9 protein-coding genes are annotated in these 11839 nt (G+C 40.9%); 6 read left to right on the top strand and 3 right to left on the bottom strand.

The window, feature by feature from the left end; translation table 11 throughout:
* Positions 1–55 precede the first annotated feature (55 nt).
* Entirely contained in the window at positions 56–850 is a 795-nt protein-coding gene (locus AABI99_RS16365) for a putative porin (protein WP_338367150.1), read from the top strand.
* 83 nt (positions 851–933) lie between these two features.
* Here AABI99_RS16365 and AABI99_RS16360 read toward each other — a convergent pair whose 3' ends face one another.
* Complete coding sequence (locus tag AABI99_RS16360) at positions 934–2781, bottom strand: M2 family metallopeptidase (protein ID WP_338367149.1); 1848 nt, start codon at positions 2779–2781, stop codon at positions 934–936.
* Positions 2782–2946: 165 nt separating this feature from the next.
* On the opposite strand from AABI99_RS16360, the gene AABI99_RS16355 reads away from it, so the two are divergent.
* Complete coding sequence (locus AABI99_RS16355) at positions 2947–5223, top strand: acyl-CoA dehydrogenase (RefSeq protein ID WP_338367148.1); 2277 nt, start codon at positions 2947–2949, stop codon at positions 5221–5223.
* A gap of 62 nt (positions 5224–5285) precedes the next feature.
* Here the strand turns inward: AABI99_RS16355 and AABI99_RS16350 are convergent, their stop codons facing one another.
* On the bottom strand, positions 5286–5720 hold the full coding sequence (locus AABI99_RS16350) for a hypothetical protein (RefSeq protein WP_338367147.1): 435 nt from the start codon (positions 5718–5720) through the stop codon (positions 5286–5288).
* Between the two features lie 146 nt (positions 5721–5866).
* Positions 5867–6835: a cysteine synthase A gene (gene cysK, locus AABI99_RS16345; protein WP_338367146.1), complete on the bottom strand. Its 969-nt coding sequence runs from the start codon at positions 6833–6835 to the stop codon at positions 5867–5869.
* Positions 6836–7200: 365 nt separating this feature from the next.
* Between cysK and AABI99_RS16340 the strand changes: the two genes are divergently transcribed.
* From AABI99_RS16340 to pgsA, 4 genes are all read left to right on the top strand, one after another.
* On the top strand, positions 7201–8352 hold the full coding sequence (locus AABI99_RS16340; protein WP_338367145.1) for a dicarboxylate/amino acid:cation symporter: 1152 nt from the start codon (positions 7201–7203) through the stop codon (positions 8350–8352).
* A gap of 156 nt (positions 8353–8508) precedes the next feature.
* Positions 8509–9159 (top strand): UvrY/SirA/GacA family response regulator transcription factor, encoded by a 651-nt coding sequence (gene uvrY, locus AABI99_RS16335; protein WP_338367144.1) that lies wholly within the window; start codon positions 8509–8511, stop codon positions 9157–9159.
* A 10-nt stretch (positions 9160–9169) separates the two neighbouring features.
* Positions 9170–10993: an excinuclease ABC subunit UvrC gene (uvrC, locus tag AABI99_RS16330; RefSeq protein WP_338367143.1), complete on the top strand. Its 1824-nt coding sequence runs from the start codon at positions 9170–9172 to the stop codon at positions 10991–10993.
* 42 nt (positions 10994–11035) lie between these two features.
* Positions 11036–11581 carry a CDP-diacylglycerol--glycerol-3-phosphate 3-phosphatidyltransferase gene (gene pgsA, locus AABI99_RS16325; RefSeq protein WP_338367142.1) on the top strand — a complete coding sequence of 182 codons (546 nt, stop codon included), beginning with the start codon at positions 11036–11038 and terminating at the stop codon, positions 11579–11581.
* Positions 11582–11839: the final 258 nt, after the last annotated feature.

The following is an 11839-nucleotide window of genomic DNA, read 5'->3' as shown; positions in this document are numbered from 1 at the left end:
CACTTTAGTCAATGAGCTAAAGCATAAAAAGCAATGTACAAAGGGAAGTCTTACAATGAAAAAATTAGCAGTTATTATTTCAAGCATTTTATTATCTAGCACTGCGGCTGCTGCAGACAGCTATAACTCAATCAGTAACTTAAGCTACAAAGATAGCGATAACAACGACACTGCTGCTGTAGACTCTATTTACTATCTTTCTCCTAAAAAAACATTAGGCCCGTACGATCAGTTTGAATACATCAATAAGCAAACTAACGTATACGGTGGCTACGCTGATAACGACTTTGGTGATGTTACTAATGTTGGTGGTGAGTACTTCATTAATGAATTTTTAGTGGGTGCTTCATACGAAAACTACGATCCAGATTCAGGCTCTAACGGTGAGCTTTACAAATTAACCGGTGGTTACTTTTTTAACCCAGACTTACTTGCAAAAGTAACACTTGTTGAAAACAAAGACGGCGATGACTTTGCTTTGTTTGATTTAGCATACAACCACATGCTAAACAGCACAGACTACGTAGGTGTAACACTTACATCTGATGACGATTTTGATTACCGCGCCGTTGCAGCTAAGTACTTTATTGACTTACAGCAAGGTAACTTTTTAACGTTTGAAGGTAAATACGAAAGCATTGAAGATGCAGAGAACCAGTGGGTAGCTGAGACTAACTACTACTTCTCAAAAGCAACCTCGGTATTTGCTAACTACAACAAGCAAGATACTTACAGCTTTGGTGCTCAGCACTTCATCAATAAAAACATTGGTCTAAAAGTAGGTTACGAGAACAATGCAGATGACTCTGATAACGATGCATATTTTGCAAACATGCGTTTTCAGTTTTAATTAAGCCTGATACTTAATTAACAACATAAAAAGCCCGCTCAATTGAGCGGGCTTTGTTGTTTTTAATTTTAAGCTTAATTATATCACCAGCCGCAATTACGGCCTTTGTTTTGCTCATCTAAATAGCGTTGCAGTGGGGCAAAGTAATCAAGCATAGCGGTTGCATCCATTTGCGGCTTGCCTGTAATACTTTCTAGTGCTTCTTGCCATGGGCGAGAAGAGCCCATTTCTAGCATTGCGTTGAGTTTTTCGCCTGCTTCTTTTGAATTATAAATAGAGCAGCGATGAATCGCTTTATCGTTACCGGCTATTTCACACAAGCTACGGTGAAATTCAAATTGTAAAATATGCGCTAAAAAGTAACGTGTATAAGGGGTGTTGCCCGGTACGTGGTATTTAGCACCTGGATCAAAGTCGTCTTCGCTACGTGCGATAGGCGCTTGCACACCTTGGTATTTTTCACGTAGCTCCCACCATGCTTTATTATAATCCTGTGGCTTTACTTGGCCCGAAAATACCTGCCAACGCCATTGATCAACCATTAAGCTAAAGGGTACAAAAGCCACTTTATCTAGCGCCATTTTCATTAGTAGGCCAATGTCTTTTGATTCATCAGGCACTTGCTCTAGTAAACCAATTTCCTTTAAGTAATCCGGTGTAACCGAAAGGGCAATGGTGTCGCCAATGGCTTCGTGAAAACCATCGTTGGCACTTTCTTGATAAAACAGCGGCTGTTTGTTGTAAGCGCGCTGATAAAAATTGTGGCCTAACTCATGGTGTATAACAGAGAACTCTTCGCCTGTGCGCTGAATACACATTTTAATGCGTAAATCGTCTTTGCTATCTATATTCCATGCAGAGGCATGACATTGCACGTCTCTGTCTTTAGGTTTTACAAATAACGAGCGCTCGTAAAAGGTCTCTGGTAATGGCTCAAACCCCATTGAGGTAAAAAAGGCTTCGGCGCCTTTTACCATTTTAAGCTCATCGTAATTATTTTTAGCTAATAGCTCGGTCACATCGTAACCCGGATCAGCGTTTTCTGGTGCGACCACATCGTAAATGTTACCCCATGCTTGGGCCCACATGTTTCCTAATAAGTGTGCAGGAATAGGTTCATCTTGAACTACTTTGTCGGTGCCGTATTTTTCACCTAATTTAGCGCGTACATGGCAGTGTAGGGAGTTATATAGTGGTTTTACTTGCCCCCAAATGCGGTCAAGTTCGGTTGTAAAGTCATCGGCGGGCATATCGTATTTACTGCGCCACATTGCGCCGGTATCAGCATAACCTAGCTCTTTAGCGCCTTCATTAGTAAGGGTTACTTGTTGCTCGTAAAGTGGGCGCATTGGTTTTGAAATTTGACGCCACCCTTGCCATAAATCAAGTAGCTCGTTGTAATCGCGGCTGGTGGCCATTTTTGCGGTCATGTCGCCAAGGCTTAAACAGTTGCCATCGTCTTTACAGTACTTACCTTTACCGTATAAACCACCTAGCTCTGCCACAATAGTTGAAAGCTGAGCTGTTTTATCTTTATCCTGTGGGGCTGGCAAGGTAAGCGCGAGTTTAAGTTTATTGAGCTTTCGGCGTGCATCGTAATCGAGTTCTAAATCGTCAAATTGTGCAGCTTGATTAGCTAAACGTACAACCGACTCGGTCATTTTACGATTTACTTCAGCAGCAAGTGCCGAGGTGTCGTGTGTTATAAAGTTTGCATAAATCCACTCAGCGCGGCTCGATTCTAGGTAAAGCTTGCTAAGCTCTTGCTCGGCTTTGGCAATAAACGTATTGGCATCTTGTTTTGTAAGAGGTGTTTCTGTTTGTGCTGCGTCGTTAGTGTCTATGGCTATTTCGGCTTCGCAGGCGCTCAGCGCTAATGTACTTGCGACTAATAAAGCGCCCATACTGAGTTTAAAGCGTGGTGTGTTCATGTTATTCCTAAATTTTTGTTATTAAGTGGCAGATAATAGCAGCGATGTTTACAACAATAAAATTAATACGTTAAGACGTGTGTTACTTCGCGCAATGATTGTTTTTTAACTAAGATGGGTCATAATTAAGTTACTATTTTCATTCAATGTTAAAGGAATGTGCTCATGTCAGTATTTATAATATTGCTGGTCGTGGTGGTGGTTATTTTTGCAGTTAAAGATATTCGCCTCAACCTGATCAGCCGCCCTACGTTCAAAGTGTTTAAAAAGGTACTTCCGCCGCTCTCCCAAACAGAACGAGAGGCAATGGAGGCCGGTGATGTATGGTGGGATGGTGAGCTATTTAGTGGTAACCCAGATTGGCAAAAGCTACATAATTTTCCCAGACCTGAGCTGAGTGATAAAGAAAATGATTTTATGGATAATCAAGTTAACACACTACTGGCGATGCTTGATGATTACCAAATTGTACAAAAAGACAAAGACCTGCCAAAAGAAGTCTGGGATTACTTAAAAACAGAAGGCTTTTTTGCGCTGATCATTCCTGAAAAATTTGGTGGGAGAGAGTTCTCTGCCATTGCTAATTCAACCATAGTGTCAAAAATTGCCACAAAAAGCTTAACTGCGGCTGTGACGGTTATGGTGCCTAACAGCTTAGGCCCAGGCGAACTATTACTACATTACGGTACAAAAGAACAACAAGAGCGCTGGTTACCAACACTTGCTAACGGTAAAGATGTGCCGTGTTTTGCACTTACTGGCCCCGAAGCAGGCTCTGATGCAGGCAGTATTCCTGATTCGGGCGTAGTGTGTAAAGGCCAACATAATGGCGAAGAAGTAATAGGCCTACGTTTAAATTGGTCAAAGCGCTATATTACGCTGGCACCGGTGGCAACCGTACTTGGCCTTGCTTTTAAAATGTATGATCCTGATGGACTACTGGGTGATGAAAAAGAGCTTGGCATTACCTGTGCACTTATTCCAACCGATCACGACGGGGTAGAAACCGGCGAGCGCCATTACCCACTAAATATGGCATTTATGAATGGTACGACTTACGGTAAGGATGTATTTATACCGCTTGATTGGATTATAGGTGGTCAGCAGGGGGCTGGACGAGGCTGGCGCATGTTGGTTGAATGTTTAAGCGCAGGGCGGGGGATTTCACTGCCTGCACTGAGCACGGCAACAGGGCATTTAGCCTCTAAGATGACCTCGGCTTATTCTGTTGTGCGCCAACAGTTTGGTGTATCAATTGGCCAATTTGAAGGTGTACAAGAAGCACTAGCGCGCATTGGTGGGTTAACGTATACGCTTGAGTCGGCACGTTTAATGACCGCCGGTGCAATCGATTTAAAACTAAGCCCATCGGTTGTTACCGCTATTGCAAAATACCACATGACCGAAATGGGGCGCACGGTAATGAACGATGCAATGGATATTCATTCTGGTAAGGGGATTCAAGTAGGGCCTAATAACTATTTAGCCCATGGTTATATGGGAATTCCAGTATCGATTACCGTAGAAGGCGCAAATATTTTAACCCGCAACTTAATGATATTTGGCCAAGGGGCCACCCGTTGTCATCCGTTTGTGTTAAAAGAAATGGAAGCTGCGACAATGGACGATGACGACGCAGCACTTGATCAATTTGACAATTTATTAATGAAGCACATTTTGTTTGCTGCAACTAATGCGGGCATGGCTTTTGTACATGGCCTTACAAGAAGCTGTTTAGCAAAAGCGCCCGTGTGTGGTGAAACCGCGGTGTATTATAAACAATTAAGTCGAATGAGCCGTGGCCTTGCCTTCACCACCGATGTTGCCATGTTGGTGTTGGGCGGTGAGCTTAAACGAAAAGAAATGATTTCGGCCCGCTTGGGTGATGTACTAAGTCATTTGTATTTAGCGTCTACAGTGTTAAAGCGCTTTGAAGACGAAGGGCGCCAACAAGCCGACTTACCGTTTGTTAAATACGCTATAGAAAACTCATTGTATGAAATTGGCCAAGCGTTTGATGGTTTTTTCAAAAACTTTTCAAATCCTGTTGTTAACTTTTTACTTAAGCGTATTGTGTTTCCGCTTGGCAATCACTATCACAAGCCAAGTGATGAAACAGCGCAGAGTATTTGTGAGCATATGACGCAACCAGGTGTGTTTAGAAATCGTTTAACGCATTTGTGTTACATAGATGAAAACGCCGGCACAGGTGTAATGGAAAACGCGTTTTTAGCGATGCACGATATGCACGGGCAATTCAAAGATTTAAAACAATGGCAACGCAAGGGCAAGGTGCCTACAACGCTTGATATTGAAGGAGCGATAAACTACGCGCTTGAACATAATTTGTTGAAGCAAGCAGATGCAGATGCAATGCATCATACTAATAATCTCAGAAAACAAGCTATTGCCGTTGATAACTTTCAACCCGGTGAATTATAACGCTTAAGATTAGTGCTAAACGAAAAAAGGCCTTACGCTAGTAAGGCCTTTTTTGTTAGTAGTTAGCGTGCGTAAGGGTCTGCCACTATTTTATCGATATACCATTTGCCTTTTTTACGAAGCATTTTAACGCTGCGCATATCATCGACTTTATCGCCATTAAAATAACCCGTAAAAATAAGGTTTATTTTAGCGTTATCACCATATTGTTCACGCACACTCATATTGGTCATATCGACTTCAATGACAACCTCATCGTATTGCAGGTTTACTAAGTTTCGGGCAAATTGCTTAGCGGTGCCATAGGATTTCATAATTCGGCTGAGGTTAGGTGTGGCCATAGTGCTGGCTTTTTGTAAATCTTTTTGGTTATACAGTGCATCAAAGTAAGCGGTGGCTGTATCGCCCGGTGAGTCGCCAAGGGTTTGCACGTTATCGCCACAGGCGGCTAAAAATAAGCATACAATAAAACCTAAATAAGCTGTTATTTTTTTCATGTTGAATGTTTTTAATTAATTTTTTTAAAGTGTGTGATTAATTAAACAAGATGTAAAGCGACGCTTTAGAATAAATATAAAATTACACCATAAATAATAAAAAAGGATGCCATAGGCATCCTTTTTAGCGTCTCAAGGAGAGAAGTTTATTGTACAAGTTCCTGCTCGCTAAACTCGTCTGCGAACATTGGACTAGACAGGTAACGCTCTGTGGCGCTTGGTAAAATTACTACAATATTTTTGTCGGCATTTTCTGGCTTTTCAGCAAGGCGTTTAGCGGCAACAACCGCAGCACCTGATGAAATACCTACTAAAATACCTTCTTTTTTCATTAACTCATGGGCCATTGCAATCGCATCTTCGTTAGATACTTGCTCTGCACCATCAATCACACTTAAATCAAGGTTGCCAGGAATAAAGCCTGCGCCAATACCTTGGATTTTATGTGGGCCAGGTTTTACTTCTTCGCCAGCAAGTGTTTGGCTAATTACAGGAGAATTAGTTGGCTCAACGGCAATTGACTTAACGTCTAACCCTTTTTCGTTTTTAAGGTAGCGGCTAACGCCTGTAATTGTACCACCAGTACCAACACCGGCTACAAAAAAGTCAATGTTGCCATCAAGGGCATCAAAAATTTCTGGACCTGTTGTTTCAAAATGAATTTTAGGGTTTGCTGGGTTTTCAAACTGTTGTAATAAAATGTATTTTTCTGGATCGGTTGCTTGGATTTCTTTGGCTTTTTCAATCGCGCCATTCATACCCTTAGCGCCGTCGGTAAGTACCAAGTTTGCACCAAGCGCTTTTAACAGCTTACGGCGCTCTAAACTCATTGTATTAGGCATTGTTAGAGTGAGTTTATAGCCTCGCGCAGCAGCAACAAAAGCAAGGGCAATACCCGTATTTCCTGATGTAGGCTCAATGAGCTCTTTACCTTCAACAAGCTGACCTGATTTTTCAGCTTCCCAGATCATTGATGCACCAATACGACATTTAATACTAAAGCTCGGGTTACGCGATTCTACTTTAGCGAAAACGTTTCCGTCTGTTACACGATTAAGTTTTACCAGTGGTGTATTACCAATGCTTAGTGAGTTATCTTCAAAAATAGTAGACATAATGTTCCTTTGGATACAATCTGATCAATGTGTTAATAGCCTTTGCTATTAACTATATAAATACACTTTACTTCGAGTTTAAAAAAACTAAAGTAAAGTTTGGCTATAACATATATCTATTGGGCTTATAACTAGCCGAAATAAAAATGAGCCATTAATGCTGCTTTAGTTATTAAAGATGAGGGCTGATTTTTAAATTTAAAGACTCACAGAAACATCTTGCTCAAAAAGTATGCTATATGGGCTGGGGAACGAAAGCATTTGTGTGTTATTTGCTCACATGAATGCAAGTTGAATACTTTTATCACACAATGGGTCTAAAACATGTTAAAAACACACTATCTATATTCAATCAAGCAATCACAATGAAGTTAATCTTAAAATTAATTGCCGGTATTATGGCCGGTATTTTAGTCGGGCTTTATGTGCCTCTCACAGGTGTTGAGCTTTTATTTACTGTTAAAGAGCTCATTGGGCAACTAATTTCTTTCACTATCCCACTCATTATCTTATTTTTTATTGCATCGGGTATAGCAGGTTTACCTAAAGGGTCTGGCCATTTATTAGGAAAAACAGTGGGCTTTGCTTATAGCTCAACAGTTATTGCGGGCACGCTTGCATTTTTATTGGTTAGTGCGGTCATTCCATTATTGAGTGGCAATATTACATTTGAAGCCGAAGTGGCGACAGAAATTGGCAGTTTTATAGATTTAGAGATCCCGCCGTTAATGGGTGTTATGACAGCGCTTGTGACCGCGTTTGTTTTTGGTATTGGTATGAGCCAACTTGAACTAGAAACACTGAAAAAAGTCTCTGATCAAGGCCGAGATGTTATCGATGCATTATTATCTAAAGTTATTATTCCGGCATTACCATTTTACATTGCGGGTGTTTTTGCGGAGATGACGGTAGCAGGCACCGTGGTAGATACACTGCAAACCTTTGGCGTTGTACTTATTGCAGCGCTTGTGATGCATTGGCTTTGGTTAAGCGTACTGTATGTTTCTTCGGGTTTATTACTTAAACGTAATCCACTAGAGCTAGTTAAAAATATGCTGCCTGCATACTTTACCGCACTAGGTACAATGTCAAGCGCAGCAACTATCCCCGTTTCTTTGCAATCAAGTAAAGCAAACAATGTTAAAGATGATGTTGCAAACTTTACTGTACCCTTGTGTGCAACCATTCATTTATCGGGCTCTACAATTACCATTGTTACCTGTGCAATGGCGGTTATGTTTTTATCGCCAAGCATGGAAGTACCTTCTTTAATGGGGATGCTGCCGTTTATTATGATGTTAGGGGTAGTAATGATTGCAGCACCTGGTGCGCCAGGTGGTGCAGTAATGTCGGCACTGGGTTTATTAACCAGTATGCTTGGCTTTAACGAAGGCGCAGTTGCATTAATGATAGCCCTTTACCTTGCGCAAGATAGCTTTGGTACTGCGTGTAATGTAACCGGTGATGGTATTATTGCGTTATGGGTAGATCGTTTTAGTGAAAAAGTAACGTCATAACACGCAATACACCTTTTATAGTGTTGGCTAAATAATGCTAAAAGGTGAGAACATCAAAAGCGAAGCAATAATATTAGTTATTGTTTCGCTTTAACTGTGGTAATGTGGAAAATTAAATTGTTTGTCGCGTAATGTTAGGTTAATGAGGGTATTACATTGATTAATGTGCTTTTAGTTGATGACCATGAACTGGTACGAACTGGTATAAAACGTATATTGGATGACGTACGTGGTTTTAAAGTGGTAGGCGAGGCTAAAGATGGAGAGGCTGCGGTACAGTTTTGTCGCCAGTACACACCTAATATTGTATTAATGGACATGAACATGCCAGGCATGGGTGGCTTAGAAGCAACTAAAAAGATTTGCCGCTACTGCCCAGATGTAAAAATTATTGTGCTTACAGTTAATTGCGAAGACCCATTCCCCTCTAAAGTGATGCAAATTGGCGCACATGGCTTTTTAACCAAAGGCGCCGGCTCTGATGAAATGGTACGTGCAATACGCTCTGTCCATGCTGGGCAACGTTATATAGCTCCAGAAATTGCACAACAAATTGCGCTTGCCCAAGTTACTGGGCGCACAGATGAAAATCCTTTTCAAAGCTTATCTGAGCGCGAACTGCAAATTATGCTAATGATCACCAAAGGTGAAAAAGCACAAGATATTGCTGATCGCTTAAACTTAAGCTCAAAAACGGTAAACAGTTACCGTTACCGTATGTTTGAAAAATTAAACGTAGGGGGCGACGTAGAGCTTACTCATCTGGCTATTCGCCATAAAATGATTGATATAGACGTTTCGCATTAATTCGCAATTTATGTCTGAATTCGATCACGGCCAATTTTTAAAAACGCTATCAAGTGAACCGGGTGTATACCGTATGCTAGATAGCGAACAACAAGTTATTTATGTTGGTAAGGCCAAAAACTTAAAAAAACGCGTTAGTAGCTACTTTAGATCTAACCTAACTGACAGTAAAACTCGTGTGTTAGTAAGTAATATTTGTGATATTGAAGTTACGTTAACAAACACCGAAACCGAAGCGCTGCTACTTGAAAATAATCTTATAAAAAAATATCAGCCGCGTTACAACATTTTATTACGTGATGATAAGTCATACCCCTATATTTTACTTACGAGCCATAAACATCCACGTTTAGCTTTTCACAGAGGGAGCCGCAAAGTAAAAGGCGAGTACTTTGGGCCTTTTCCAAGCTCCGGCGCAGTGTCAGAAAGTTTGCGTTTAATGCAAAAAATATTTCCTGTTCGTCAGTGCGAAGACGCCTATTACCGTGCAAGAAGTCGCCCGTGTTTACAGTATCAATTAAAGCGCTGCTCGGCACCGTGTGTAAATAAAGTGACAGAGCAAGAGTATGCTGAGCAGGTTGACTATGTGCGAAAATTTTTAACCGGTAAGTCGCACGAAGTCATTGCCGATTTAATAAAAAAAATGGAAACAGCAAGTAAAGATCTCAATTTTGAGCTTGCTGCTAAAGTGCGTGATCAAATTATGCTGCTGCGCAAAATGCAGGAGCAACAATCTATTTCAGGTAATTTTGCTGAGATGGATGTGATTGGCTTTGCTCATTTAAATGGCTTAAATGGCATTCATTTATTAATGATCCGTGAGCATAAAGTGCTCGGTAGTAAAACTTATTTTCCAAAAGTACCTAAAGATTCAGGACAAGAAGAAATTCTCACTTCGTTTTTAGGGCAATATTATTTAGCGCCAGGTGCGACAGGGCGCATTTCCAAAGAAATTATTTTACCTTTCGAGATTGAAGAAGCGAGTGCACTGGGTGAAGCTCTTACACAAATTAGTGAACGTAAAGTTACGTTGAAAGTAGTTACCCGTGGTGAGCGAGCACAATACCTTCAACTTGCTAATAAAAATGCTCTCAACAGCATTACCGTTAAACAAAGTACGCAAGACTCTATAAATAAACGTTATGCACAATTAAAAGCAACGCTGCGCCTAGATGACATTAATAGAATGGAATGTTTTGATATTAGTCATACTATGGGAGAGAACACTGTAGCAAGCTGTGTGGTATTTGATTCACAAGGGCCTAATACCAAAGAATACAGGCGCTATAACGTTACGGGAATTACTGGCGGTGATGATTATGCAGCTATGGAATTTGCACTAAACAAACGTTATAACAAAGTGGTTGATGAAAACAAAATTCCTGACGTTATATTTATTGATGGTGGTAAAGGACAGCTAGGTCGTGCAGAGCAGTACTTTACTACGTGGCCACATGCGAAAATGCCGCTGCTGGTAGGTGTTGCAAAAGGCACGAGCAGAAAACCAGGTCTAGAAACTTTACTAATAGATGGCGGGCGTAAAACAATTCCTATGGATGCGGATGCGCCAGCACTTCATTTAATACAACATATTCGTGATGAGTCTCACCGATTTGCCATTGCAGGGCATCGTAATAAGCGCCAAAAACAGCGAACACAATCATTGTTAGAAGAAATTAACGGAGTGGGTTCAAAGCGCCGCCAAACGTTATTGAAATATTTAGGGGGCATGCAAGGCGTAAAAGCTGCTAATATAGAACAATTAAAGAAAGTACCTGGGATCAGTCCTGACATGGCTGAGAAGATATTTAACCATTTGCATGACAAGGGTTAGCCCTTCATGCGAATATAGAAAAAAAGACATATCCAAGTAGTTATGTGGAATATTCCAAACACACTTACAACCTTTAGACTTTTTCTTATCCCCATTTTTTTGGTGATATTTTATTTGCCTTTTAGCTGGGCGTTTTTTGCTGCCGCTTTTATTTTTTGGCTGGCATCAATCACCGACATACTCGATGGCTATTTAGCACGAAAGTTAGAGCAATCTACGCCATTTGGTGCGTTTTTAGACCCCGTAGCCGATAAGGTCATGGTGTGCGCAGCTCTGGTTGCGCTCTCAGATCATTATCAGTCTATGTATATGACAATACCGGCGCTCATTATTATTAGCCGTGAAATCGTGATATCTGCATTACGAGAATGGATGGCCGAACAAGGCAAACGTGGGAACGTTGCAGTATCAAACATGGGAAAAATCAAAACAGCAGCACAAATGCTGGCGATTATTGGCTTAATTTGGCAGTTTGATACGTGGATGGTCTATTTAAGTTTCGCTTTACTGTACATAGCCACCTTTTTAACGCTAAGTTCAATGGTGCAATATTTAACGGCAGCGTGGAGTGAATTGACCAAAAATTGATTGTAAACGTCTAATAACGCACCGTTTTAGATAAAAATTAATCAAACAGTTCAAAAGTGGTATTTTTTGTGTTGACGCGTTTAATAATCTCTGTAGAATGCGTCCGTGTTGAGAGGGCACAGCCCCTAAGATAAAGAAAACCAAAATTAATTAATTTAATGCATAACATCGCAAGGTGTTGAATAAAGCAGAAAATTAAATAATAATGCGGCACTAGCTCAGTTGGTAGAGCGCGACCTTGCCAAGGTCGAGGTCACG

The organism is uncultured Pseudoalteromonas sp., from assembly GCF_963922945.1.
Lineage (GTDB): Bacteria > Pseudomonadota > Gammaproteobacteria > Enterobacterales > Alteromonadaceae > Pseudoalteromonas.
Note: the sequence above shows the minus strand (reverse complement) of the source record. Positions and strands in the feature narration are given on the sequence as shown.

Bases quoted from the DNA above. Each gene is read 5' to 3' on its own strand.
- AABI99_RS16355 (WP_338367148.1), top strand. From the start codon at position 2,947: ATGTCAGTATTTATAATATTGCTGGTCGTGGTGGTGGTTATTTTTGCA.
- uvrC (WP_338367143.1), top strand. From the start codon at position 9,170: ATGTCTGAATTCGATCACGGCCAATTTTTAAAAACGCTATCAAGTGAA.
- AABI99_RS16365 (WP_338367150.1), top strand. From the start codon at position 56: ATGAAAAAATTAGCAGTTATTATTTCAAGCATTTTATTATCTAGCACT.
- AABI99_RS16340 (WP_338367145.1), top strand. From the start codon at position 7,201: ATGAAGTTAATCTTAAAATTAATTGCCGGTATTATGGCCGGTATTTTA.
- cysK (WP_338367146.1), bottom strand. From the start codon at position 6,835: ATGTCTACTATTTTTGAAGATAACTCACTAAGCATTGGTAATACACCA.
- AABI99_RS16350 (WP_338367147.1), bottom strand. From the start codon at position 5,720: ATGAAAAAAATAACAGCTTATTTAGGTTTTATTGTATGCTTATTTTTA.
- AABI99_RS16360 (WP_338367149.1), bottom strand. From the start codon at position 2,781: ATGAACACACCACGCTTTAAACTCAGTATGGGCGCTTTATTAGTCGCA.
- pgsA (WP_338367142.1), top strand. From the start codon at position 11,036: ATGTGGAATATTCCAAACACACTTACAACCTTTAGACTTTTTCTTATC.